The following is a 25,132-nucleotide window of genomic DNA, read 5'->3' as shown; positions in this document are numbered from 1 at the left end:
GACATCTGGGGTCTGACATCATGTCAGAGTCAAGCCCCCCGCCGCGGCCGCCGCCGGAACAACGCACGCGCGGCGGATCTAGCGTCGCCCGGCGATGCGGCTGCCCGCCTGGATCGCCACCGCGGCGAGCGACAGCGCCATGCCCAGCCCCGCCACCATGTGCCATCCGCCCAGCGCCCAGGCCGCGGTCGCCGCCGCCGATCCGCCCGCGCCGCCCAGGAACATCGCGCCCATGAACAGCGTGTTGAGCCGCGCGCGCGCCTCGGGGCGCAGCGCATAGACGATGTGCTGGTTCGAAACGAGCGCCCCCTGCACCGCGAAATCGAGCAGGATCACGCCCGCGGCGAGCCCCGCCACGCGGTCCCACAGCGCGAACACCGCCCATGCCGCCAGCGTCAGGCCCGCGCCCAGCGCGATCACGCCGTGCGGCCCGCGCCGGTCGGCCAGCCGGCCCGCGACCGGCGCCGCCAGGATCCCCACCGCGCCGACCACGCCGAACAGCCCCGCCACGTCGGCGCCCAGTCCGAAACGCGCCTGCAGGTGCAGCGCCAGGATCGTCCAGAAGGCCGAAAACGCACCGAACAGCAGCGCCTGCGTCCAGGCGGCGGTCCGCAACTCGGCAAACTCGGCCCACAGGTGACGCAGCGACGCGATCAGCGCGCCATAGCGCAGCGTGCCCTCGGGCCGGCTCTGCGGCAGCCGCGCGCGCATCAGCGCGCCCGCGCCCAGCGCCATCGGCACGCCCAGCCAGAACATCGCGCGCCACCCGGCATGCGTCGCGACCAGCCCGGCCAGCGTCCGGCTGAGCAGGATGCCGCACAACAGCCCGGCCATCACCGTGCCGACGGTCGCGCCGCGCCGCGCGGGCGATGCCAGATGCGCCGCCAGCGGCACGATCTGCTGCGCCACCGTCGCCGCGACGCCCAGCAACAGCGAGGCGACCAGCATCGACGCGGCGTCGGGCGCCAGCGCCGCCGCGACCAGCGCCAGCGCGAGCACGCCGAACTGGATCGCGATCAGCCGCCGCCGCTCGACCAGGTCGCCCAGCGGCACCAGCAGGAACAGCCCGGCGGCATAGCCGAGCTGCGTCGCGGTGGGGATCAGCCCCGCCGCCCGTCCCGGCAGGTCGCGCGTCATCACGCCCAGCATCGGCTGGTTGTAATAGATGTTGGCCACCGCGATCCCCGCCGCCGCCGCCATCGCAAAGGTCAGCCCGGCGCCGATCGTCGCGGGCTCGCTCCGGGGGACGGCGCGGGCGGCCGTCGGTTGCGCGGTCATCGTCATGCGGTCGCTCCTGTCGTCGCCGGTGCCGGCGCTGCGGCGGTGTAGAAGGGATAGTCGGTATAGCCCCGGGCCGTTCCGCCATAAAAGCTCGTGCGGTCGTAACGGTTCATCGGCAACGCCTCGGCCAGCCGGCGCGGCAGGTCGGGATTGGCGATGAACAGCCGGCCAAAGGCGATCGCGTCGGCGCGCCCCTCGCGCAGCGCCGCGCGCGCCGTGTCGCCGACATAGCCGCCGGCCGAAATCACCGGCCCGCCAAAGGCGCGCTTCAGCAGCGCACCGGCATCGGGCGCATCGGGGTCGATCGCGTTGACGTCGCTCGTCTGGTCGGCGCGCGGCTCGACGACGTGCAGATAGGCCAGCCCGCGCCGCGCCAGTTCGGCGCCGACATGCGCGTACAGCGTCGCGGGATCGCTGTCGCCCATGCCGTTGTGGCGGCCCCAGGGCGACAGCCGCACGCCGATGCGCTCCGGCGCCCAGGCGGCCGCCGCCGCATCGACGACTTCCAGCAGGAACCGCGCGCGGTTGGCGACCGGCCCGCCATAGGCGTCGCTGCGCCGGTTGCTCGAATCCTGCAGGAACTGGTCGATCAGATAGCCGTTGGCGCCGTGGATCTCGACGCCGTCGAACCCGGCCTCGCGCGCGTTGCGCACTGCGGCGGCGAAATCGGCGACGATGCCCGCGATCTCCCCGGCTTCCAGCGCGCGCGGCACCACCAGCGTCACCGGCGCGCCGGTCGCGTCCATGTGCTGCTGCCCGGCGGGCACCACCGCCGACGGTGCCACCGGCGTCGCGCCGCCGGGCTGCATCGTCGGGTGCGACACGCGGCCGGTGTGCCAGATCTGCAGCACGATGCGCCCGCCGCGGGCGTGGACCGCGTCGGTCACCAGCCGCCACCCCGCGACCTGCGCCGCGCTGTAGATGCCGGGAACGCCGGGATAGCCGTGCGCCTGTTCGCTGATGTCGGTCGCCTCGGTGACGATCAGCCCGCCCGCGCTCGCCCGCTGCTCGTAATAGAGCGCGTTGAGCGCGTGCGGCACATTGCCGGGCTGGCGCGCGCGCATCCGCGTCAGCGGCGCCATGACGACGCGATGGTCGAGCGCGATCGCGCCCAGCGTCAGCGGGGTGAACAACGGATCGGCGACGGACGGGTTCGACATGCAAAATCTCCTGCGATTGCGGACCCTCCAGATAGATTGAATGTGCTGCGGTTATTAGCTAGCCGTTGTGTTCGTCCTGTATATCGCGTGGTGATATAATGAATCTCGCCGATGTCGCCGTGTTCGTCGAGGCGGTGCGCGCCCGCACGCTGGCCGGGGCCGCGCGGCGGCTCGGGATCGCGCCGATGGCGGCATCGCGCGCGCTGGCCGCGCTCGAGGGCGAGCTGGCCACGCGGCTGCTCCATCGCACCACGCGCGCGCTGTCGCTGACGCCGGAGGGCGAGGCGTTCCTGCCCCATGCCCAGGCGATGCTCGACGACGAGGCCGAGGCGCGCGCCGCGATCCGCCCGTCGGGCGCCGGCGCGGCGGGGCTGTTGCGGATCACCGCCTCGGTGCCGTTCGGGCTGCGCGTCGTGTCGCCCTTCATTCCCCGCTTCCTCGCCGACAATCCCGAGGTTCAGGTCGACCTGCTGCTCACCGACGGCATCGTCGATCTGGTCGGCCAGGGGATCGACCTTGCGCTGCGCATCGCGCATCTGCGCGACAGCGGGCTGATCGCGCGCCGCCTCGCCGCCAATCCGCGCGGGCTCTATGCCGCGCCCGCCTATCTCGCCGCGCATCCCGCCCCGGCGCGCCTCGCCGACCTTGCCGGCCATGCCTGCCTCACCGTCACCGGCAGCCCCGGCTGGTCGTTCGTCACGCCTGCGGGCAAGCCGCTGCGCCGCCGCGTGCCGGGCCGTTTCTCGGCCAGCTCGCCCGAGGCGCTGCGCGAGGCGTGCCTGCACGGCGGCGGCATCGCGCTGCTCTCGGCATGGAGCGTGCGCGACGATCTCGCCGCGGGCCGGCTGGTCGAGATCATGCTCGCCGACGCTGCGGTCGAGCCGCTCGACGTCTGGGCGGTGCACCCCGGCGCGCGGCTCGTGCCCGCGCGGACGCGCCGCTTCATCGCCGCGTTCGAGGCGCATCTCGCCCGGCCTTGATCCAACCCGCTTCGCCCGCCGCCGCTTTGCCGCTATAGCCCCCCGACGCGCCGCCCCGGCGCGCTCCGCCGTTCGAAAGGTCGCCCGTCCGCCATGCGCGTGCTCGTCGTCGAGGATAATGCCCGGCTCGCGGCGCTCGTTGCCGAGGGGCTGCACCGCCGCGGCTTCGCGTGCGACGTCGCCGCCAGCCTTGCCGATGCCGACGATGCGATGGCGGGCGCCGCCTTCGATGCGATCGTGCTCGATCTCGGCCTGCCCGACGGCGACGGGATCGACTGGCTCGCCGCGCGCCGCCGCGACCGCAGCGCACCGCCCGCGATCATCCAGACCGCGCGCGGCGCGCTCGAGGATCGCGTGATCGGGCTCGATGCCGGCGCCGACGACTATGTCGTCAAGCCGGTCGCGATCGACGAGCTGGCCGCGCGCCTCCGCGCGCTGCTCCGTCGCCCCGGCCCGCGCGCGCCGACCGAGCTTCAGGCGGGGACGCTGCGCTTCGACACCGCCGCGCGCGCCGCGACCGCCGCCGGACGCCCGCTCGACCTGTCGCGGCGCGAGACCGACCTGCTCGAACTGCTCATGCGTCGCGCGGGCAGCGTCGTCCATCGCGACCTGATCGAGGACGCGATCTACAATTTCAGCGAGCCCGTCACCCCCAACGCGGTCGAGGCGACCGTGTCGCGCCTGCGCCGCAAGCTCGACGAGGCGGGCGCGGGCGGCAGCCTGCACACGATCCGCGGCGTCGGCTACATGCTGCGCATGGTCGAGCCGTGACGCACCGGCGCTCGGTGACGCACCGGCTCCGGCGCGGGCTGGGGCTGATCGGCCTGGTCGGCAGCGTGCTGCTGCTCGGCGCGGTCGGCTTCTTCTACTGGCAGTCGTTCGTCGATCTTCCCGCCGACCGCGCCGCGCTGCGCGCGCTCAAGGAGGTGATCGAGCATGTCGGGCTGCCGATGGTCGTGCTGATGGTGCCGGTCAGCATCGTCGGGCTGCGCGTCATCCAGCAGGCGTTCGTCCCGCTCGAGGCGGCGGCGCGCCGGATCGAGGCGACGCGCGGCCACGAACGCGGCTTCCGCATCGACGAATCGTCGATGCCGACCGAGGCGCTGCCCTTCACCCAGGCGGTCAACGACCTGCTCGGCCGGCTCGACGACGCCGCGCTGCGGCAGGAGGCGTTCGCCGCCGATGTCGCGCACGAGCTGCGCACCCCGCTCGCGCTGCTCTCGCTCGAACTCGACCGGCTCGACGGCCCGCATGCCGCGCGGCTCAAGGGCGACGTCGCCGCGATGCAGCGGCTGATCGACCAGCTCATGCTGCTCGCCCAGGTCGATGCCGCCGCCGCCGCGCAGCTTGCGCCCGAGCCGGTGCCGCTGGCCGCGCTCGCGACCGATCTGGTCGCCGCGATGGCGCCCGGCGTGATCGGCGCGGGCCGCACGATCGCGCTCGATCTCGATGCCGACCGCGCCGCGCCCGCGGTCGCGCACGGCCGGCGCGAGGCGATCGCGGCGGCGCTGCGCAACCTGGTCGAAAACGCGGTGCGCGTCACCCCGCCGGGCGGCACCGTCCAGGTGCGCGTCGGCCCCGGCCCCCTGCTCGCGGTGTGCGACGCCGGCCCCGGCCTCTCGGCCGACCGGCTCGCCGATCTCGTCCGCCGCCATCGCCGCGCCGATCATGCCAGCCGCGACGGCGCCGGGCTCGGCCTCGCGATCGTCGACCGCATCATGGCGGCGCATGGCGGCGCGCTCGAAACCGATCCCGACGCGCGCGCGCTGCTGCTGCGCTTTCCCGACTGATCCGTCAGGGATTCGTCAGCTTCGCCGCCTAGGCGCGGTGTCATGCCGAAACGACCCGCTCTTTACGCCGGTGTCGCCGCGATCGCGCTCGCGCTGTCGGGCCTCTGGTGGTTCACCCAGCGCCAGCCCGCCGCGCCCGCCCGGTCCGACACGCCCGCCGCGCACGAAACCGCCGCCGCGCCAAAGGGCGACCTGCTCCGCGTCGATGCGCGCCACGCCGCCGCGCTCGGCATCGCCGATGCGCCCGCCGCCGCCGCCCAGGACGTGCCGATCGCCAGCATCCCCGCGACGATCCAGCCGCCCGCCAATGCGCGCGTCGCGGTCGCGGCGACCTTTCCCGGCGTCGTCATGCGCACGCTGGTGGTCGAAGGCGACGCGGTGCGCCGGGGTCAGCCGCTCGCGGTGATCGCCAGCCGCGACGTGCTCACGCTCGGCGCCGATCTCGCGCGGGCACAGGCCCGGCTCGGCTATGCCCGCGCCAATGCCGCGCGGCTCGCGCAGCTCAGCCGCGAGGGGATCATCGCGGGCGCCCGCGCCGACGAGGCGGGCGCCGCCGCGACCGAGGCGCGCGTCGATGCGGGCGAAAAGGCGCGGCTGCTGCGCATGGCCAATGCCGATGGCGGCAACGGCACCTACACGCTGCGCGCGCCGATCGCGGGCCGCGTGACCAGCGCGGCGATCCAGGCGGGCAACCCCGTCGACGGCACCACCGCGCCCTTCGTCATCGACGCCGCCGACCGGTACGAGGTCGTCGGCCAGCTTCCCGAACGCCTTGTCGGCACCGTCCGCACGGGGATGCGCGCCAGCCTCGACGGCGTCGCCGCCCCCGCGCCCGGCGGCGCCGATGCGGGCGCCGCGCCTGCGCCGCTGTCGGGCCGGATCGTCGCGGTCGGCACCACGATCGACCCCGCGACGCGCTCGGCGAGCCTCAAGGCAGAGATTCCCGCCGCGCCCGGCGTCGTCGCGGGGCGCGCGACCAGCCTTTCGGTCCACGGCCCCGCCCCGGCGGGGGCGGTCACGCTCCCGGCCTCGGCGCTCGCCTCGGTCGACGGGCGCGACGTCGTGTTCGTCACCGCACCCGGCGGCTATGCGATCCGCCGCGTGACGCCGGGCGGCACCGCCGACGGGCGCGTCGTGCTGCTCGGCGGGGTCCGCCCCGGCGAGCGCGTCGTCATCCACGGCACGAGCGCGCTCAAGGCGCTCGCGCTCGCCCGCTGATCGCCGGAGAGGAACCCGCTTCATGCTCCGCGCGCTCGTTGCCGCCTCGCTGTCCTATCGCCTGCTCGTCATGGCGCTCGCGCTCGTCGTCGCCGGGCTCGGCGGCTGGGCCTTTTCCCAGCTTCCGGTCGATGCCTATCCCAACATCGCGCCCGCGCAGGTCAAGCTGATCCTCAAGGCGCCGGGGATGACCCCCGAAGAGGTCGAGACGCGCGTCATCACCCCGATCGAAATGGAGATGCTCGGCATCCCGTCGCAGGCGGTGCTGCGCTCCTCGGCCAAATATGCGATCGCCGACATCACGATCGACTTTGCCGAGGGCACCGACATCTACTGGGCGCGCCAGCAGGTCGCCGAACGGCTCGCGGGGGTGATGGGCGATCTGCCCGCCAGCGTGACGGGCGGGCTCGCGCCCATCTCGACGCCGCTGTCCGACGTCTACATGTTCACGATCGAGGGGCCGCTGTCGCTCCAGGCAAAGCGCGAACTGCTCGACTGGACGATCCGCCCCGCGCTGCGCACCGTCCCCGGCGTCGCCGACGTCAACGCGCTCGGCGGCATGGTCCGCACGTTCGAGGTGCGCCCCGATCCGCTCGCGCTCGCCGCCGCGCATCTCAGCGTCGCCGACCTGCGCACCGCGATCGAAAGCGGCAACCGCAACGACGGCGCGGGCCGCCTCACCGCGGGCGAGGAGGCGCTGATCGTCCGCGCGGTCGGCGCGATCCAGTCGGTCGCCGATCTCCAGGCGCTCGTCGTCGCCAGCCGCGACGGCCGCATCGTCCGGCTCGGCGATGTCGCCGCCGTCACCACGGGCAGCCTCACGCGCTACGGCGCGGTCAGCCGCAACGGGCGCGAGGAGGCGGTCGAGGGGCTGGTGATCGCGCTGCGCGGTGCCGATGCGCGCCAGGTCGTCGACGGCGTCCGGGCGCGCCTTGCCGAGCTGCAAAAGACGCTGCCCGCGGGCACGCATATCGACGCCTTCTACGATCGCTCGGACCTGATCGGCCACGCCGTCGGCACGGTCGAGGAGGCGCTGCTCGAGGCGACGGTGCTCGTCGTCGTGCTGCTCATCCTCTTCCTCGGCGACTGGCGCGCGGCGGCGATCGTCGCGGCGACGCTGCCGATGGCGGCGCTCATCACCTTCCTGTTCATGCGCGCCGCCGGGCTGTCGGCCAATCTGATGAGCCTGGGCGGGCTCGCCATCGCGATCGGGATGCTCGTCGACGGCGCGGTCGTCGTCGTCGAAAACATCGTCGAACGGCTCAGCCATCCGGGCGAGGCCGACCGGCCGCGGCTCAACCTCGTCTTTCAGGCGGCGAGCGAGGTGATCGTCCCCGTCTCGGCGGGCATCGCGATCATCGCGCTCGTGTTCCTGCCGCTGCTCGCGCTCCAGGGGCTCGAGGGCAAGCTGTTCGGTCCGGTCGCGCTCACCATCGTGTTCGCGCTGGCGGGGTCGCTGCTCATCGCGCTCACGCTCGTGCCCGTGCTCGCCTCGTTCGGGCTGGGGCGCGGCCATCACGGCGATCCGTGGATCATGCGCATGCTCTCGCCGCGCTATCGCCGGCTGCTCGACGCCGCCTTCGCGCACCGCCGCATCGTCTATGCGCTGTCGGGGCTCGGGCTCGTCATCGCCGGCGCCGCCTATGGCGCGGTGGGCAAGGCGTTCATGCCGACGATGGACGAGGGCTCGGTGATCGTTCAGCTCACCAAGCTGCCCTCGATCAATCTCGAACAGTCGATCGCGCTCGACCAGGCGGCGCAGCGCGCGATGATGAAGGTGCCCGAGGTGGCCGACGTCATCGCCCGCGTCGGCTCGGACGAGATCGGGCTCGACCCGATGGGGCCGAACGAGACCGACACCTTCATCCGCCTGCGCCCGCGCAGCGAATGGCGCGGGACCAAGGCCGACATCATCGAGGAACTGCGCCGCGCGCTCGACGGGTTGCCGGGCATCCAGCCCAGCTTCACCCAGCCGATCGAGATGCGCGTCTCCGAAATGCTCACCGGCGCGCGCGGCGACCTTGCGGTCAAGATCTTCGGGCCGGACCTCGCGACGCTCGCCGATCTGGCGGGGCAGGTCCAGCGCACGCTCGCCGAGGTGCGCGGCGCGTCCGAGGTGCTCACCGTCGCCAACGACAATGTCGACTATCTCCAGCTCGACATCGACCGCGCCGCCGCGGGCCGCTTCGGCATGCCCGTCGACACGCTCCAGGACACGCTGCGCGCGCAGGTCGAGGGCGTCCGCGCGGGCGTCGTCGCCGAAGGGCAGAAACGCGTGCCGATCGTCATCCGCGGCGATCCGGCGCTGCGCACCGATCCTGCGCGCTTCGCCGACCTGCAACTGCGCACCCCCGACGGCACGCTCGCGCGCGTCAGCGACATGGCGCGGATCGCGCGGACCGAGGGGCCGGTAAAGCTCGACCACGAAAACGGCTCGCGCTTCGCGCTCGTCCAGGCGTTCGTCACCGGGCGCGACCTGGTCGGCTATGTCGACGAGGCGCGCGCCGCGGTCGCGGCCAGGGTGCGGCTGCCCGCGGGCTATCGCATCGTCTGGGGCGGCCAGTTCGAAAACCAGCAACGCGCCTCGGCGCGGCTGATGCTGGTGGTGCCGATCGCGCTCGCGCTGATCTTCCTCGTCCTGCTCGCGACGCTGCGGTCGCTGCGCGCGGCGGCGCTGATCCTCGTCAACATCCCCTTCGCGATGGTCGGCGGGCTGGTGTCGCTCTGGGCGTCGGGCGAATATCTGTCGGTGCCCGCCTCGGTCGGCTTCATCGCGCTGCTCGGCATCGCGGTGCTCAACGGGCTCGTCCTCATCGCCTATTTCCGCCAGCTCCGCGCCCAGGGGCACAGCATGGCCGAAACGGTGCGGATCGGCGCCGAACGCCGGCTGCGCCCGGTGCTGATGACGGCCAGCATCACCGCCTTCGGGCTGGTGCCGCTGCTGTTCGCGACCGGGCCGGGCTCGGAAATCCAGCGCCCGCTCGCGATCGTCGTGATCGGCGGGCTCGTCACCTCGACGCTGCTCACGCTGGTGCTGCTGCCGATCCTGTTCGAACGCTTCGGCGAAAGCCGCGAGGAGGAGGCCGCCAATGGCTGACCTGTTGCTCAGCTTCCAATGCGCGCGGCGCGATACCGATGCGGTGGTCGATGCCCTCCGCACCGTCGTCCGCGCGCCCATTCAGATCGGGGAACGGACCGTGCGCGGTTGGGACTATGACGATGCGACGACGGTGGAACAGGTGTCGGGCCTGCTCCGCCGCGCGCTGATCGAACTGATCGTGCCGGCGGACCGGCTCGACGATGCGGTGCGCGCGGTCGGCGCCGCCGAATGTGCGCAGCCGGTGCGCTGGCACGCGCTTCCCGTCGCGGCGTCGGGGCGGATCGCATGAGCGCCGCCCCCCGCGCGCTCGCGCTCGCGCCGCGCATCGCCCGCCCCGGCGCCCTGGCGCCGCGCATCGCCCGGCTCGCCGCCGCCGCCGCGCTGCTTCTCGCCGGCACCGCGCCGCTCCACGCCCAGCGCGCCGACCTGCCGCCCGAACCGGCGGTGATCGCCGCGCTCGACAATCATCCCGCCGTCGCCGCCGCGCTCGCACGGGTCGAGGCGGCGCGCGCGGGCGCGACGATGCTCGCGCGCGGCACGCACGAAGTCACCGTGACGGGCAGCTATGTCCGCCGCACCGTCGATCGCGAGGGCGATTTCAACGAATTCGACGCCACCGTCACGCGCGCCTTCCGCCTGCCGGGCAAGGCCGCGCTCGATGCGCGCGCGGGCGCGCTCGGGGTCGAGGTCGCCGAAAACCAGATGGAGGATGCCCGCCACCAGGTCGCGCTGCGCCTTTCCGACCTGTGGCACGAATGGCTCGCCGCCGGCAGCCTCTATCGCAGCGATGCCGAGGCGGTGGCCGCGCTCGACCAGGCGCTCGCCGCGATCCGCCGCCGCGTCGCGCTGCGCGACGCCGCGCCGCTCGACGTCGATCAGGCGATGGCCGCGCTCGACGGCGCGCGCGCGCAGGCCGAGGCGTCGCTTGCCGCGCGCGAAGCGGCGCGCGCCGCGATCGCCGCCAACTTTCCCGATCTGCCGCTGCCCGCCGAACCGCCCGAATTGCCGGTCCCTGCGCTCCCCGCACAGGATCTGGCGGCGCTGCGCGACCAGGTGGTGATCCGCAGCCACGAAATCCGCGCCGCCGACCGCGAGGCCCAGCGGCTGGGCGTGGTCGCGCGGCGCACCGCCGCCGATCGCCTCGCCGATCCGTCGTTCGGCGTGCGGCTGTTCAGCGAACGCGGCGGGATGGAGCGCGGCGCCGGGCTCGTCGCCTCGATCCCGATCGGCGGGGGCCATCGCCGCGCCGCCGCCGAACGCGCGAGCGCCGAGGCCAATGCCGCGCGGCTCGAACTCGCCGTCGTCCAGCGCGGGGTCAACGCGGTCGCCGACACCGATCTCGCCAACGCGCGCAACCGCATCGCCGCGTGGCGCCGGGCCGAGGCGGCGGTGACCAGCGCCGACGCCGCCGTCGCCCGCATCGCGCGCGGCCATGCGCTCGGCCAGATCGACCTTGCCGAACTGCTCTATGCGCGGCGTCAGGCGACCGAGGCGCGCCGGGCGGAAATCGCCGCACGGGTGGAATCGGACCGTGCGCTTCTGCGTCTTCAGATCGACGCGCATGTGATCTGGATCGGCGTCGAAAAGCACGATCACGACGCCGATTGACACCGAATTGCGCGAAAATGCACGATCCGTCCTGCCATTGAGGGCGCTTTTCCGATGGTTTAGCGTTACCAAAATCGCCGATTCGTAGGAAATGGGAGGGGGCGGATGGACCAGGTCGAAACGCGCCGCGGCGTGCTCCGCGCGGGCGGCGCCGGGCTGCTCGCCACGCTCGCGGCGGCCCCCGCCCCGGCCGCTGCCGACACCGCTGTCCATACCGATCAGGCGGCGCTCGCCGATCCGCTCGTCCCGCTCTGGCCCGGCGCGATTCCGGGCGCGCGCGGCACCGTCATCCGGCGCCGGGTCGAGGACCAGTCGAAGGATCCGGCGCGCCCCGACCGCTGGATTCGCGGCATCGACCGCCCGGCGCTCGTCGTCCGCCGCGCGCCGCGCCCCAACGGGGCGGCGGTGCTGCTCGTCCCCGGCGGCGGCTATGGCTTCAACTCCTACGACAATGAAGGCGTCGAACAGGCGAACTGGCTCAACGCGCGCGGGATCACCGCCTTCATCCTGCTCTATCGCCTGCCGGGCGAGGGCTGGGAAAACCGCCATCTCGTGCCGCTTCAGGATGCCCAGCGCGCGATGCGGCTGATCCGCGCGCGCGCCGCGGATTTCGGCGTCGATCCGCGCCGGATCGCGGTGCTCGGCTTCTCGGCGGGCGGGCATCTTGCGGGGTCGCTCGCGACGCGGTTCGACGAACGCTGCTATGCCCCCGTCGACGCCGCCGACGCGCTGTCGGCCCGGCCCGATCTCGCCGGGCTCGTCTATCCGGTGGTCAGCATGGCGCCCGGCTACACGCACGGCAGTTCGCGCAACAACCTGCTCGGCGCCGCGCCCGACGCCGCGCGCGAACAGGCCGCGTCGGTCGAACGCCGCGTCGGTGCGGACACGCCGCCCGTGCTGCTCGTCCATGCCGGCGACGACGCAACCGTCCCCGTCGCCAACAGCATCCTGCTCTATCAGGCGATGCTCGCCGCGCACCGTCCCGCCGCGCTCCACCTGTTCGACGAGGGCGGCCACGGCTTCGGCACGCGGCTGTCGCCCGCCATGCCCGCGTCGCAATGGCCGGGTCTCTTCCACGCCTGGGGCGTCCGCCACGCCGTTTTCTCCGCCGCCGCGGCCGCGTAAGGCGCCGGCACGCAACCCGAATCAAAGGATCGCCGATGCCCGTTTCCCGCCCCGTCGCAACCGCCGCCCTGGCCTTTGCCGGCCTCGCGCTCGGCCTCGCCGCCCCCGCTGCGGCCCAGACGCGCGTCGACGGCGACCCCTATGCCGCCGATCCGTCGGGGATCGTCGACGATCCCTGCCCCGTGCATCCCGCGCCCGCCGACGGGGATGCGTGGCGGATCGCCAATCTCCACATGCTCACGCGCGATTTCGGCCAGCATTGCCGCTATCGCGCGCAGAATGCGGCGTTGCGCGCCGCGCGCACGCGCGTCGACGTGGTGTTCATGGGCGATTCGATCACCGACGGCTGGATCGCCGCCGATCCGTCGCTGTTCACCGGCGGCGTGGTCGATCGCGGGATCAGCGGCCAGACGACGCCGCAGATGCTCGTGCGCTTCCGCGAGGACGTGATCGAGCTGCATCCGCGCGCGGTCCACATCCTTGCCGGCGCCAACGACATTGCCGGCAATACCGGCGCCTCGACGATGGCGGTGGTCCAGGGCAATATCCGCTCGATGGCCGAACTGGCGCGCGCGCACGGCATCCGCGTGATCCTCGGCTCGATCCTGCCTGCGGGCGCCTTTCCGTGGAGCCCCGACAAGAAACCGGCGCCGCAGATCATCGAATTCAACCGCTGGCTGCGCGGCTATGCCGCCGCCAACGGCTTCGCCTTTGTCGACTATCACGCCGCGCTTGCCGATGCGCAGGGGGCGATGCGGCCGGGGCTCGCGGGCGACGGCGTGCATCCCAACGCCGCGGGCTATGCGCTGATGCGTCCGCTCGCGCTCGCGGCGATCCGCCGCACGCTCGGCGCGCGCTGACGCGCCACGGCGGCTCTTGCGCGGCGGCGCGTTTTGGGGTGTCTGCGCGGTCGATGACTACAGGGAAGAACCGCACCGCCATGTCTCGCCGCTTCAAACTGGCGCTCGCCGCGCTCGTCTGTGCCGCCTCGGGCTTCGTCGCCGTCCGCGTGACCGCGCAGACCGACCGGACGCAGGATGCGGCGTGGCACAACCGCCAGATGCTCGCGCTCGCCGAACGCGGCTCGGCCCAGGGGTGGCAGGCGCTGCCCTCGGGGCTGCGCTGGCGGCGGATCAAGGGCGACGGCAAGGGCGCGCACCCAAGCGTCAGCGACGTGGTGACGCTCCATTATGCCGGCACGCTCGTCGACGGCACCGAATTCGACAGCTCGTTCAAGCGCGGCGCCCCCGCCACCTTCCCGCTCGCCGCGCTCATCCCCGCGTGGCAGATGGCGGTGCCGCTGATGGGCGTCGGCGACACGATCGAAATCGCCACCCCCGCCGACCTCGCCTACGGGCCGGAGGGCAAGGGCCCGATCCCCGGCGGCGCGACGCTCCTGTTCCGGATCGAGCTGCTCGGGATCGAACCGCGCTGACGTCGCGATCGCGGCGCCGATTGCCCGATTGACCGATTGCAATATGGTTCATATACGAACCATATATCTTTTGGTGGTCGGGATTGCGCATGGGTATCGTCAAGATCGAGGATTCGCTGCATGAGGAGGCGCGGCGCGCCAGTGCGGTGATGTGCCGTTCGATCAACGCCCAGGCCGAGTTCTGGATGAAGATCGGCATGCTGGCAGAGGCGAATCCCACGCTGTCGTTCAACGACATCGTGCGGATGCAGCTCGCCGCGGTGCAGCTCCGTGCGCTCGATCCCGCTGCCGTCGAGCCTGCCGCTATCGAGCCTGCCGCTGCCGATCGCGTGGCGGCCTGACATGCGCACCCCGGCTTCGGCGCTGATCAAGTCGCCCGACGAACTGGCGCTGATGCGCATTTCGGGGCGGCTGCTCGCTTCGGTGTTCGAGATGCTCGACGGCCTCGACCTTGCCGGCATGACGACGATGGCGATCAACGATCGTGTCGAGCGCTTCATCACGCACGATCTCGCCGCGCGCCCCGCGAGCAAGGGGCAATATGGCTTCAAATATGTGCTCAACAGCTCGGTGAACGACGTCGTCTGCCACGGCGTGCCGAGCGACGACGAACAGATCCGCGACGGCGACATCGTCAATCTCGACATTACGCTCGAAAAGAACGGCTTCATCGCCGATTCGAGCAAGACCTATCTGGTCGGCGACGTGGCGCCGGCCGCGCGCCGGCTGGTCGAAACGACGCGTGCGGCGATGTGGCACGGCATCGGCGCGGTTCGCCCGGGCGGCTATCTGGGCGACATCGGCCATGCGATCGAACGCTGTGCCCGTCGCCACGGCTATTCGGTCGTGCGCGACTTTTGCGGCCACGGCATCGGCCGCGAAATGCACGAGGCGCCCCAAGTCCTCCATTTCGGTCGCCCCGGCACCGGGCTGCGCCTCCAGCCGGGAATGGTGTTCACGATCGAACCGATGCTCAACCAGGGGACGCGCCGCGTCGCCACGCGCGACGACGGCTGGACCGTCGTGACGTGCGACGGCCGCCTCTCGGCCCAGTTCGAACACACCGTCGCGGTCACCGAAACCGGCGTCGAAGTCCTCACGCTCCGCCGCGACGAAACGCCCGGCGGCACGGCGGAATAGGCGCAGCGCAACGCCGCGCGGTCCGCCCGCGCGGCCGGCCGCCCGGCCGCCGGCAATGCGCCCGATCCGGACGAATTATCGCGCCGTCGGCGGTCGCCCGCGCCTGCGCCGTCCTATGATGAGCCTGCTCGGCTGATCGCATGGCCGCCGATGCCCGTGCCCGTCCGTTAACCATGCCGGAGCGACGCCTTGTTCGAATCGACGATCCTGCCCGCCCCGTCTGCCGTCGGCTTCGGGGACACCGTGGAACGCGCGCACCGGCTGCTCGACGGCGCCGGGCTGGCCGGCATCGGCGCGGCGCTGGCGCCGTTTGCCGACGATGCGGCCGACGGGATCGCCGGGCTGGACGCCGTGCTCGAACGTTGCGTCGCGCTGGTGATCGAGGCGTTCCGGGCCGATACGCGCTCGGCGGCGGCCTATGCGGCGCTTGCCGCGCTGCCCGCCGCGCTTGCGGCGCGGATGTTCGATCAGACGCTCGCCGGGATTTTCGGCGACCGTGCGCGCGACATTCGCGCGGTCAACGAGACGGGCTCGATCACGCTGATCGGTCTGCTCTCGGCGGCGGGCGCGCATGAACAGGCCGCGGCGCTGGTCGCGCAGGTCCGCGAATATCTGATCGGCCCCGGCGTGCGGCACGCGGCATGGGTGGCGCGCTGCCGCTGGGCCGGCTGCACGCCCGCGCCCGACGCCTATCTGGACGAGGCGGCGCTTGCGTTTCCCGATGCCGCCGCGGCCGAGGCGCGGATCGACGCGGCGCCGCTCGACCTCGCCGCGCACCGTGCCCGCATCCGCTTCGCGCTCGCCGCGGGCGACGTCCTGGCGACCGATGCGCTGATCGGCGCCGCGCTCGCGCTGCCGCTGGGCGATGCCGACAAGCGTCTGCTCGCGCCCGAACTCGCCCTTGTCGCCGCGATGCACGCCGCCTGCGGCGACACGGCCCGACTGCGCGCCGACCGTCTGCGCTGGGCGCTCGCGGCGGCGGCCGGCGTCACCGCCGCGGCGGCCGACCTGCTCGATGCGCGGATGGCCGCGGGAGCGCTACCTTTCCTCGACCCCGCCGAAGCCCGGACCGCCGCCGCCACCCTCCGCGATTGCCTCCCCCCCGCCGACGCGACCCCCGCCGTCACCGGCTACCCGATGCGCAACGGCAAGCCGCATGTCGACATCGTCTGGCTCGAAATCACCAACCACTGCAACCAGAAGTGCACCTTCTGCCCGGACATGTTCCGCGAGGATGCGCGCACCTGGCTCCCGCTCGATCAGGTCAAGAACCTGATCGACCAGCTCTGCGACACGATCAGCGTGGGCTCGATGCAGCTCAACGCCTATGGCGAGCCGCTGCTGCACCCGAACATTGCCGAGATCCTCGCCTATATCCGCGAACGCGACGTGCGCTTCCCCACCTATTTCACCTCGCACGGGATGACGCTGGTCGAAAAGAAGCTCAAGCAGCTTTCGAACAACTATCCTGCCGGCATCGCCATCTCGCTCCACAACGACAGCCAGGCGTCTTACGAGGCGACGCGCAGTCACAAGATCGGCGACTATGACACGCTGGTCGCCCGCGTCACCGCGCTGTTGCGGCAGATGGTGGCCGAACGCGCCCCGTCGCATCTGCGCCTTTATCAGATGGTCTCCAACGGCGCCGAGGATCCGCGCGTCGACCCGGTCACGCGCCACGCCTTTCCCGACACGCCCGAACGGCTGATCGCGCATGTCCGCAAATGGGAGGCGATTGCCGAAACGATCGCCGCAGCGGCGCCGCCCGAAAGCGGCGCCCAGGCCCACCGGACGAGCGACGCCGACCTGCGCGGCGCATTCCGGGAGTCGACCCAGGGCGACAGCACGCACCTGCCCATCCTCACCTGGCGCGACGTCAATGGCGGGCTGCAACAGGCGTTCATGTCGGCCCGCCCGGTCGGCACCTATGCCAATCTGCTGCTCGAATATGATCCGCGCTGGTCGGTCGAGCGCAAGCTGGTGACGGGACAGAGCTGCGGTTTCACCGCGACGCCGTCGCTCGCGATCTTCGCCACCGGGCGGCTCGGCATCTGCTGCCTCGACCTCAACAGCACCGCGACCTTCGGCGCGCTGTCCGACTTTCCCGACCTGCGCACCGCGCTCACCAGCCCGCAAGCGCTGCAGATCTTCGCACAGCTTTCGAACGGCATCGCCACCAGCCGCGGGTGCCAGATCTGCCTCGGCGGCCCCGAACGCCACTGCGCGAGCAAGAATCTCCCCGGCCCGACCCGCCCCGCCGGCCATTTCGCGCCGGGGATCTAGCCGCGCGGCGCCCGCGGCGCGGATCGTCCGCGCTCCCGACGGCGATCCCGTCGCCTTTGCCGAATAGCGCCCGCCCCCGGCGCAACCCCGGCACTGGCCGCCCGCGCTTGCCCCTTGGCAAGCGCGGCGATGTCGATCAAAGGTCGCGCATGGGCGGCTCCAACTCCTTTCTCGATCGCGATTGTCCGGGTTTCCCGTCTCGCACGTCTAACTAGGGGAACGGCGGCGTGGCCGATCTTGCGGACATGCTGGCAAAGGCGAAGCGCGCCGTGCTTCGCCGTGGATTCGCGGAACAGGATGCGGACGAATTGGTGCAGGAGGCGTTCCTGAGGATCGAACGCTATGAACGCGAACAGCAGGCGCGCTCGCGCGAGGCGCTGCTCGTCACCGCGGCGATCAACCTGTCGATCGACCGGCGCCGCCGCGAGGCGCGCGCGCCCTTTGCGCCCGCGAACGACCTGCTCAACATCGCCGATGCGCGCCCCGACCCGTCGCAGGTTCTCGAACAACGGGCGCGGCTGGCCCATGCCCGCGCCGGGCTGGCGCGGCTGCCAGAACGGACGCGGCGCATCCTGCTGCGCCGCCGGCTCGACGGCGCGACCTATGCCGAAATCGCCGCCGACGAGGGGATGAGCGTCGCCGCGGTCGAAAAGCAGGTCGCGCGCGCCACGCTGCAACTGATGCAGTGGATGGAGGGGTGGTGACGCAACGCCATGCCCGCGCCGCCGCCGAGGCGGCGACCTGGCTCGCCCGGCTTCAGGGCGACGCGCGCACGCCCGAACGCGAGGCGGCGTTCCGCGAATGGCTGCGCGCCGATCCGGCGCATCAGCAGGCGTTCGAACGCGCGACCGACATCTGGGCCGATCTTCCCGAAATCGCCCGGCCGCGCGACGCCCGCCGCGCACCGACGGGTCTGATCCCGCGCATCGGCGGGCACGCGCGCGCATTCGCGCTCGCGGCGATGCTCGTCGCGCTCGTCGCCACCGCGACGCTCCTGTGGCTCGCGCGCCCCGCCGCCTATTCGACCGCGGTGGGCGAACAGAAGGTCGCGACGCTCGAGGACGGCAGCCGCATCGCGCTCAATACCGACAGCAGCGTTCAGGTCCGCTATCGCGCCGACACGCGGCTGGTCGTGCTCGATCGCGGCGAGGCGATGTTCGAGGTCGCCCACAACAGCGCGCGCCCCTTCCTCGTCCGCGCCGGCAATCGTCAGATCCGCGCGGTCGGGACCAGCTTCGTCGTGCGCCGCCAGGGCGGTTCGGTCAGCGTGACGCTGCTTCACGGCAAGGTCGCGGTGACCGATCTCGATCCCGCCGCGCGCGCCGCGCCGCCCACCTTCCTCAACCCCGGCGAGCGGCTGCGCGCCGCGGCGCAGGGGCCGGCGCGGATCGACGTTCAGCCGGTCGAGGTCGCGACCGCCTGGCGACGCGGACAGGCGGTGTTCGCCAACACGCCGCTCGCCGACGCGGTGGCGGAAATGAACCGTTATGGCGGCCCGCGGCTCGTGGTCGCCGATGCCGGGCTCGCCGGGCTTCAGATCTCGGGCGTGTTCGCGACCAACGATACCGGCGAGTTCGCCCGCGCCGTCGCCGCACTGCATCACCTGCGCGTCGACGAAAGCGCCAAAACTATCCGGATCATGCGCTGAAAACGCTCCGAGTGACATTTATGTGTCGAACCCATGTCGGTTTCGCAATGCAGCATCGTCTAGGCGGGTAAGGGAGACAGCGAAGAGGGTCGCGCTCCCCGGGGGAATGACCATGCCGTCCAGAAAGTTGCTTGCCGTCCTCGCAGCCGGTTGCTGCCTGTCCGCCATCCCGGTTGCCCAGGCGCAGACGCGGTACAATTTCGACATGCCGGCCCAGCCGCTCGAAGCCGCGCTGCGCTCGGTGGCGGCGCGCACCGCGACCAACATCGTGTTCGACGGTCCGTCGCTGCGCGGCCGCATGGCGCCCGCGCTCCACGGTGCCTTCGCCGCGCGCGAGGCCTATCAGGCGCTGCTTCAGGGGTCGGGCCTGTCGCTCAACGTCACCGCGGGCGGCTCGTTCATCGTCGTCCCGCCCGTCGGCCAGGGGCGTGGCAGCGGCAAAGGGGGGATTTCAGGCCATCTGACGCGCGACGAGGGCGGGCGTTCGCTGGCGGGCGCGCTCGTGCGGATCGTCGAAACGGGGCAGACGACGACCGCCGACGATGACGGCGATTTCAGCTTCGCCGATCTCGCACCCGGCACCTACACCGTCGAAATCGCCTTTCTCGGCTTCGAAACGCGCACCCAGACGGTGACGGTCGGCAACGACACCGCGCGCGTCGAGCTCGCGCTCGGCGGCGGCTATGACGACGGCCAGTCGATCGTCGTCTACGGGACGCGCAGCGCCCGCGCCAACGCGCTCAACCTTCAGCGCGCGGCGGAAAACAACACCGACGTCGTCTCCGCCGACGATCTCGGCAACTTCACCGGCACCACCTTCTCGGACGCGCTGCGCCGGGCGCCGGGCATCTCGTTCCAGCGCGATTCGGTCACCGGCGACGGCACCAACGTCATCGTGCGCGGCCTCGATCCCGACATGAACAACGTCAAGCTCAACGGGCTGCAGCTTCCCGTCGGCAACGGCATGGGGCGTTCGGCCGATCTCAGCAACCTGCTGGCGGATTCGGTGAGCAAGATCACGATCAGCAAGAGCCTGCTGCCCAGCCAGGACAGCGCCGGCACCGGCGGTCTGATCGAGATCGAGACGCTGTCGCCGCTCAACCGCCCGCGCCGCTATGCCAGCTTCCAGCTCGAAGGCGGGCTCAGCGGCAAGGATTTCAGCAAGGATTTCCTGGTTTCGGGCACGGTCGCGGGCCGCTTCGGCGCGCAGGACAATTTCGGCCTCAGCGCGTCGGTCCAGTTCCGGCGCAATTCGGTGCGCAACATCTCCTACGGCACCGTGACCCGGTTCGGCGCCTTCCTGCCCAACGCCGCCGACGGCACGCCGTCACTGACCGCCAACGACGCGGTCGATCCGCGCACCAGCTTTCCCTTCGTGGCGGGTGACGACGGCGCCTATGTCACCTCGCTTGCCGCCAGCTTCAACCATGTGAAGCAGTCGACGATCGCGGCGACGCTGTCGGCCGAATGGCAGATCGCCGACCACACCAACCTCAAGTTCGATTTCCAGCACGCCGAGGTCAATCGCACCAACTATTCGATGACCGACAGCTTCACGGCGCTCAGCAAATATTCGGACGTTCCGGGCGGCGATCCCGTCTCGGCGCTGCACCTCAGCCTCGATCCGGACAATCTCGCGATCCAGCGCGAACAGGCCTATGCCTATGATCCGGACGTCAAGAACGTCACCGACACCTACAGCTTCACCGGCAAGAGCACGGCGGGCAAGCTCACCTTCAACTACATGGCCGGCTATGCCCATGGCGGCGAAAAGCATGGCCGCAACACCGTGCTCGACCTGCGCATGCCCGACAGCGACGCCACCGCCGCGCTGTTCCAGCCGGGGGCGACCGATCCGAAGCTCGGCTATATCATCACGCCGTTCGGCCGGCGCAGCGGCGACGGCATTCCGATCCCGCAGCTCAGCGACGCGGGCTGGGCGCTGATCAACAACCCGCGCCTCTACACGATCGAAAACGGCACCGGCGGGATCGACAGGACCAGCGGCAGCAACGACCGCTACACCGCCGAAACCAGCCTGCGCTGGGACATGGACTGGGGTTTCCTCAAATATGTCCAGGTCGGCGCGCGCTTCGAACGCGCCGAATTCCGCAACGACCTGCGCCGCACCCAGTTCGCGGGCAAGGCGTCGATCGCCGATCTCGGCCTGCCCTTCTCGCCCACCGACCTCACCCGCGTCGGCGTCACCGGCGCCAATTTCACCGCGATGAGCGAAGACACCGTGATCGGCTTCTTCGACCATATGGGCGACTATCTCGCGCGCTACCCGCAATTCGCGCTGTCGCCGCTCGCGCCGGTTCCGGGGCAGGACAAGCAGCGGACGCGCGAGGACAATTACGCCGCCTATGTCCAGAGCCGGCTCCAGTTCGGCAAGCTCGAGGTGATCGGCGGCGTGCGCTACAACCGCACCGACCTGTCGGCGACCAACCTCGCCTTCCCCAACTATATCGGCCCGATCCTGCCGGAAAATGGCGGCGGCTTCGGCACCGACGTGCTGTTCCAGAACGCGTTCAGCAAGCTCGTCACCGAAAAGGCGAAGTCCGAGGATTTCCTGCCGCGCGTCCTGTTCAACTTCCGTCAGAGCGACAAGCTGATCTTCCGCGGCGGCTATTTCCTCTCGGTCGCGCGCCCGCGGATCAACGACCTGTCGCAACAGACGCGGATCACCTTCATCAACATCCCCATCCCGGGGCCGCAGGGGGTCAAGCCGATCCTTCAGCTCAACTCGGGCAACCCGAACCTCAAGCAGGCGACGACGCACAATTTCGATCTCAACGTCGAATATTACGACAAGATCGGCATCATCAAGTTCGGCGGCTTCTACAAGCGGATCGAAAACCTGCTCCAGGCGAACGAGGCAAACGGCCCCGCCAATCTCGCCGGCGTGACGCTGCCGAACAGCCCCTATTTCCAGGGCGCGCCCTATTTCGACCCGGCGCATCTCGAAAACTATTTCATCACCGGCACCTCGCCGATCAACAGCCCGCACGCCGCGACGCTCTGGGGCCTCGAGGGCCGCTTCGAACGCCAGTTCGACTTCCTCCCCGGCGCGCTCGGCGGGCTCGGCATCATCGCCAACTACACCTTCACCCATTCGAGCCGGTGGCAGCGGTACAGTTGGGCCTATGCGCCGTCGGGCAGCAACGGCCTCTACGAATTCTCCGGCGTGCCGTTCAACCAGCAGCCGAAGCACACCGGCACGGTGGCGCTCACCTATAACAAATACGGCTTCGACGGCACGCTGACCTATGGTTTCCAGTCGCGCAAGCTCGTCAACTTCTCGCCGCGCGGGCTGTCGGTCTATGACCAGAGCGTCCGGACGCTCGACCTGCGCGCCGAATATTATTTCGACCGCGCGCGCAAATACCGCATCTATCTCGAGGGGTCGGACCTGCTCAAGGGCACCCGCACCCCCGATCTCCAGGAGATCGTCGGCGGCTATTACACCGGCGCCACCTATCTCGGCGGCCGCAAGTTCAAGATCGGCGCCGGCGCCACGTTCTGATCGCTCGCAACCTCGGCCGGCGTTCGCACGATGCGGGCGCCGGCGCTTTCTTTCGCACAAGGAAATCCCCGATGAAGTCCCCCAAGCTGTGCCTCGCGGCGGCGGCACTCGCGCTCGTCGCCGCGCTGCCGGCGCGCGCGCAGGCGCCGGTCGCCTATCAGCAGTTCACGCTGCCCAACGGCCTGCGCGTCGTCGTCCATGAGGATCATGCGACGCCCAAGGTCGCCGTCGCCGTCTGGTATCATGTCGGCTCGATGAACGAGCCCGCGGGCAAGTCGGGTTTCGCGCATCTGTTCGAGCATCTGATGTTCAACGGCTCCGAACATCACGACAAGGAATATATGCCGCCGCTTCAGGAGATCGGCGTCTCCGGCGTCAACGGCGCCACCTCGCTCGACCAGACCTATTATTACGAGATCGTCCCCACCGGCGGGCTCGAACGGGTGCTGTGGCTCGAATCGGACCGCATGGGCTATCTCGCCGGCGCGATCAGCCAGGCCAAGCTCGACGAGCAGCGCAAGGTCGTCCAGAACGAGAAGCGCACGCGCGAAAACACGCCCTATGCGCTGATGGACCCGCGCGAGGCCGCGGCGCTCTTCCCGCTCGGCCATCCCTATCATCACCCGACGATCGGCTCGATGGAGGATCTGAACGGCGCCGCGCTCGACGATGTGAAGCGCTGGTTCGCCGATTATTACGGCGCCACCAACGCCGTGGTCGTGCTGTCCGGCGACGTCACGGTCGATCAGGCCAGGACTCTGATGCGCAAATATTTCGGCAGCGTACCCGCGGGCACCCCGATCAGCCGCACCACCGCCTGGGTGCCGGTGCTCGACCGCGACCGCAGCGAGACGATGCAGGACAAGGTGCCCCAGGCGGCGATCGCGTGGAACTGGGCGGTGCCCGGTCGCGGCACCGCCGAGGCGCCCGCGCTCCAGCTCGCCGCGCAGGCGCTGGGCCGCGGCAAGACCTCGCGCCTCTATCGCGCGCTGGTCGAGGAACGTCAGCTCGCCACCTATGCCTCGGCCAGCTACGCCGGCTATGCCGTCGCGGGCATCTTCTCGGTCGAGCTGCGGCTCCGCCCCGGCGTCGATCGCGCCGCGGCCGAGGCGGCGGTCAAGGACGTGCTCGCCGGGTTCGTGGCCCAGGGGCCGACCGCCGACGAGCTGGCACGCGTCAAGGCCAGCGCCTATGCCGACAATGCGCGCGCGATGGAATCGCTCTACGTCAAGGCGATGGCGCTCGCCGACGGCACGCTCTTCGCCGACAATCCCGGCCAATATGCCGTCGAACAGCAACGCTTTCAGGCGCTCACCGCACCCCAGGTGCGCAGCGCCGCCGGCGCATGGCTGACGCACCCCAGCTACAAGCTCACCGTGCTTCCGTTCGACGATCACAGCGTCCTTGCCGACGGCGCCGATCGCAGCCGGCTTCCCCCGCTCGGCCCCTCGCCCGCGCTCAAGCTGCCGGCGCTGCAGGAAACGCGGCTCGCCAACGGCATCCGCGTGCTGTTCGCCGAACGCCCGGGGGCGCCGACGGTCGACATGACGATGGTGTTCGATGCCGGCCAGGCCGCCGAACGCGGGAGCAAGCCCGGGCTGGGCGGCTTCACGCTGGGGCTGATGGACGAAGGCACCACGACGCGCACCGCCCGGCAGCTTGCCGAGCGCCAAGCGCTGCTCGGCGCGCGCATCTATGCCTCGGCGGATGTCGACACGACCGACTTCTCGCTTTCGGCGATGCCGCGCACGCTGCCCGAAACGATCGCGCTCTGGGCCGACCAGATCCGCAACCCCGCCTTCCGCGCGGCCGATCTCGAACGCGACCGCGCGCTTCAGCTCTCGGGGCTGGCGCAGTCGCTGGCCGAGCCCGAACAGGTGGCGCATCGCACCTTCACCAACCTGCTCTACGGCGCCGACCATGCCTATGGCGCCGCGCTGGCGGGCCGGGCGGACGCGCTGCGCACGATCACGCGCGACGACGTGACCGCCTTTTACGAAAGCTGGCTGCGGCCCGACAATGCCGTCATCTATGCCGCAGGCGGCACCGATCTCGCCACGCTCAAGGCGGCGCTCGAACGCGGCTTCGGCGACTGGAAGGCGCCCGCCCGGCCGCGCGGCGTCAAGCATGTCGATCCGGTCGCGCCCGCGCGCGCGCCGCGCGTCGTGCTCGTCGACAAGCCGGGCGCGATCCAGTCGGTGATCCGCGTCGGCCAGATCCTGCCGCCGGGAACCGACCCGCGCGATTTCGACATCGGCGCGATGAACGACGTCCTCGGCGGCAACTTCACCGCGCGGCTCAACATGAATCTGCGCGAGGACAAGGGCTGGTCCTACGGCGCCAATTCCTATGTCGCCGAGGCGCAGGGGCCGCAGGCATTCGGCGTCGCCACCAGCGTCCAGACCGACAAGACCGCCGAGGCGCTGCACGAGATCGACCGCGAGCTGCGCGACATCCGCGGCGCGCGGCCCGCGACCCCGCGCGAGCTCGAACTGCTCGTCAAGGGCGAGGTGCTGGGACTGCCGGGGCGGTTCGAAACCAGCCAGGCGATGGTCGGCTATCTGCAATATGTCGCGCGGTTCGCGCGGCCCTATGACTGGATCACCACGCTGCCCGACGCCTATGCGCGGCTCACCCCCGCGACGATCACGTCGACCGCCCGAATCCTCAACCCCGATGCGATGACCTGGGTCGTCGTCGGCGACCTGGCGCGGATCGAGGACAAGGTCCGCGCGCTGTCGCTCGGCCCGGTCGAGGTCTGGGACGCCGAGGGACACCGGCTGCGCTGATCAGTGAGCGACGAAGTATCACGGCATCAGGCTGTTTGGCCTTTCGGGA

General features: G+C 71.2%; 19 protein-coding genes. 17 read left to right on the top strand and 2 right to left on the bottom strand.

The features are described from left to right. Positions 1-78: 78 nt before the first annotated feature. Both ACT3CF_RS08425 and ACT3CF_RS08420 read right to left on the bottom strand, forming a co-directional pair. Positions 79-1,284, bottom strand: a complete 1,206-nt coding sequence (locus ACT3CF_RS08425; RefSeq protein ID WP_478421801.1) for an MFS transporter — start codon at positions 1,282-1,284, stop codon at positions 79-81. Beyond that, on the bottom strand, positions 1,281-2,441 hold the full coding sequence (locus tag ACT3CF_RS08420; RefSeq protein ID WP_478421800.1) for an alkene reductase: 1,161 nt from the start codon (positions 2,439-2,441) through the stop codon (positions 1,281-1,283). Before ACT3CF_RS08420 ends, ACT3CF_RS08425 begins: the two co-directional genes overlap by 4 nt. 98 nt (positions 2,442-2,539) lie before the next feature. Between ACT3CF_RS08420 and ACT3CF_RS08415 the strand changes: the two genes are divergently transcribed. The 17 genes from ACT3CF_RS08415 (at position 2,540) to ACT3CF_RS08335 (ending at position 25,083) form a co-directional block, all read left to right on the top strand. Continuing rightward, positions 2,540-3,421 carry a LysR family transcriptional regulator gene (locus ACT3CF_RS08415; protein WP_478421799.1) on the top strand — a complete coding sequence of 294 codons (882 nt, stop codon included), beginning with the start codon at positions 2,540-2,542 and terminating at the stop codon, positions 3,419-3,421. Between the two features lie 93 nt (positions 3,422-3,514). Then, positions 3,515-4,192, top strand: coding sequence for a winged helix-turn-helix domain-containing protein (locus ACT3CF_RS08410; protein ID WP_478421798.1), 678 nt, complete (start codon positions 3,515-3,517; stop codon positions 4,190-4,192). Continuing rightward, positions 4,189-5,211 (top strand): sensor histidine kinase, encoded by a 1,023-nt coding sequence (locus ACT3CF_RS08405; protein ID WP_478421797.1) that lies wholly within the window; start codon positions 4,189-4,191, stop codon positions 5,209-5,211. The genes ACT3CF_RS08410 and ACT3CF_RS08405 overlap by 4 nt, the downstream gene beginning before the upstream one ends. A 42-nt stretch (positions 5,212-5,253) precedes the next feature. Next, complete coding sequence (locus ACT3CF_RS08400) at positions 5,254-6,429, top strand: efflux RND transporter periplasmic adaptor subunit (RefSeq protein ID WP_478421796.1); 1,176 nt, start codon at positions 5,254-5,256, stop codon at positions 6,427-6,429. A 22-nt stretch (positions 6,430-6,451) separates the two neighbouring features. Beyond that, the gene (locus ACT3CF_RS08395) at positions 6,452-9,526 is read left to right on the top strand and encodes an efflux RND transporter permease subunit (protein ID WP_478421795.1); all 3,075 of its coding nucleotides are present in this window, start codon (positions 6,452-6,454) and stop codon (positions 9,524-9,526) included. Continuing rightward, a complete protein-coding gene (locus tag ACT3CF_RS08390) occupies positions 9,519-9,818 on the top strand; it encodes a DUF3240 family protein (protein WP_478421794.1) in 300 nt (99 codons plus the stop codon). The genes ACT3CF_RS08395 and ACT3CF_RS08390 overlap by 8 nt, the downstream gene beginning before the upstream one ends. Next, positions 9,815-11,137 (top strand): TolC family protein, encoded by a 1,323-nt coding sequence (locus ACT3CF_RS08385; RefSeq protein ID WP_478421793.1) that lies wholly within the window; start codon positions 9,815-9,817, stop codon positions 11,135-11,137. The genes ACT3CF_RS08390 and ACT3CF_RS08385 overlap by 4 nt, the downstream gene beginning before the upstream one ends. Positions 11,138-11,242: 105 nt before the next feature. Further along, entirely contained in the window at positions 11,243-12,262 is a 1,020-nt protein-coding gene (locus ACT3CF_RS08380) for an alpha/beta hydrolase (RefSeq protein WP_478421792.1), read from the top strand. Positions 12,263-12,297: 35 nt separating this feature from the next. Then, complete coding sequence (locus tag ACT3CF_RS08375; protein WP_478421791.1) at positions 12,298-13,122, top strand: SGNH/GDSL hydrolase family protein; 825 nt, start codon at positions 12,298-12,300, stop codon at positions 13,120-13,122. Between the two features lie 80 nt (positions 13,123-13,202). Beyond that, positions 13,203-13,697 (top strand): FKBP-type peptidyl-prolyl cis-trans isomerase, encoded by a 495-nt coding sequence (locus ACT3CF_RS08370; protein ID WP_478421790.1) that lies wholly within the window; start codon positions 13,203-13,205, stop codon positions 13,695-13,697. Positions 13,698-13,786: 89 nt separating this feature from the next. Then, a complete protein-coding gene (locus ACT3CF_RS08365; RefSeq protein WP_478421789.1) occupies positions 13,787-14,038 on the top strand; it encodes a ParD-like family protein in 252 nt (83 codons plus the stop codon). 22 nt (positions 14,039-14,060) lie between these two features. After that, on the top strand, positions 14,061-14,837 hold the full coding sequence (map, locus tag ACT3CF_RS08360) for a type I methionyl aminopeptidase (RefSeq protein WP_478421935.1): 777 nt from the start codon (positions 14,061-14,063) through the stop codon (positions 14,835-14,837). Positions 14,838-15,026: 189 nt separating this feature from the next. Next, positions 15,027-17,120 carry a radical SAM/SPASM domain-containing protein gene (locus ACT3CF_RS08355; protein WP_478421788.1) on the top strand — a complete coding sequence of 698 codons (2,094 nt, stop codon included), beginning with the start codon at positions 15,027-15,029 and terminating at the stop codon, positions 17,118-17,120. Between the two features lie 227 nt (positions 17,121-17,347). Further along, on the top strand, positions 17,348-17,824 hold the full coding sequence (locus ACT3CF_RS08350) for an RNA polymerase sigma factor (RefSeq protein WP_478421787.1): 477 nt from the start codon (positions 17,348-17,350) through the stop codon (positions 17,822-17,824). Beyond that, positions 17,821-18,768 carry a FecR family protein gene (locus ACT3CF_RS08345; RefSeq protein ID WP_478421786.1) on the top strand — a complete coding sequence of 316 codons (948 nt, stop codon included), beginning with the start codon at positions 17,821-17,823 and terminating at the stop codon, positions 18,766-18,768. Before ACT3CF_RS08350 ends, ACT3CF_RS08345 begins: the two co-directional genes overlap by 4 nt. Before the next feature lie 112 nt (positions 18,769-18,880). Beyond that, entirely contained in the window at positions 18,881-22,294 is a 3,414-nt protein-coding gene (locus ACT3CF_RS08340) for a TonB-dependent receptor (protein WP_478421785.1), read from the top strand. Between the two features lie 71 nt (positions 22,295-22,365). Beyond that, entirely contained in the window at positions 22,366-25,083 is a 2,718-nt protein-coding gene (locus tag ACT3CF_RS08335) for a M16 family metallopeptidase (RefSeq protein WP_478421784.1), read from the top strand. The last annotated feature ends 49 nt before the right edge of the window (positions 25,084-25,132 follow it).

This window comes from Sphingomonas chlorellae (assembly GCF_056485145.1).
Note: the sequence above shows the minus strand (reverse complement) of the source record. Positions and strands in the feature narration are given on the sequence as shown.

Bases quoted from the DNA above. Each gene is read 5' to 3' on its own strand.
- ACT3CF_RS08340 (WP_478421785.1), top strand. From the start codon at position 18,881: ATGCCGTCCAGAAAGTTGCTTGCCGTCCTCGCAGCCGGTTGCTGCCTG.
- ACT3CF_RS08395 (WP_478421795.1), top strand. From the start codon at position 6,452: ATGCTCCGCGCGCTCGTTGCCGCCTCGCTGTCCTATCGCCTGCTCGTC.
- ACT3CF_RS08400 (WP_478421796.1), top strand. From the start codon at position 5,254: ATGCCGAAACGACCCGCTCTTTACGCCGGTGTCGCCGCGATCGCGCTC.
- ACT3CF_RS08415 (WP_478421799.1), top strand. From the start codon at position 2,540: ATGAATCTCGCCGATGTCGCCGTGTTCGTCGAGGCGGTGCGCGCCCGC.
- ACT3CF_RS08375 (WP_478421791.1), top strand. From the start codon at position 12,298: ATGCCCGTTTCCCGCCCCGTCGCAACCGCCGCCCTGGCCTTTGCCGGC.
- ACT3CF_RS08390 (WP_478421794.1), top strand. From the start codon at position 9,519: ATGGCTGACCTGTTGCTCAGCTTCCAATGCGCGCGGCGCGATACCGAT.
- ACT3CF_RS08425 (WP_478421801.1), bottom strand. From the start codon at position 1,284: ATGACGATGACCGCGCAACCGACGGCCGCCCGCGCCGTCCCCCGGAGC.
- ACT3CF_RS08335 (WP_478421784.1), top strand. From the start codon at position 22,366: ATGAAGTCCCCCAAGCTGTGCCTCGCGGCGGCGGCACTCGCGCTCGTC.
- ACT3CF_RS08385 (WP_478421793.1), top strand. From the start codon at position 9,815: ATGAGCGCCGCCCCCCGCGCGCTCGCGCTCGCGCCGCGCATCGCCCGC.
- ACT3CF_RS08365 (WP_478421789.1), top strand. From the start codon at position 13,787: ATGGGTATCGTCAAGATCGAGGATTCGCTGCATGAGGAGGCGCGGCGC.
- ACT3CF_RS08370 (WP_478421790.1), top strand. From the start codon at position 13,203: ATGTCTCGCCGCTTCAAACTGGCGCTCGCCGCGCTCGTCTGTGCCGCC.
- ACT3CF_RS08420 (WP_478421800.1), bottom strand. From the start codon at position 2,441: ATGTCGAACCCGTCCGTCGCCGATCCGTTGTTCACCCCGCTGACGCTG.
- ACT3CF_RS08410 (WP_478421798.1), top strand. From the start codon at position 3,515: ATGCGCGTGCTCGTCGTCGAGGATAATGCCCGGCTCGCGGCGCTCGTT.
- ACT3CF_RS08380 (WP_478421792.1), top strand. From the start codon at position 11,243: ATGGACCAGGTCGAAACGCGCCGCGGCGTGCTCCGCGCGGGCGGCGCC.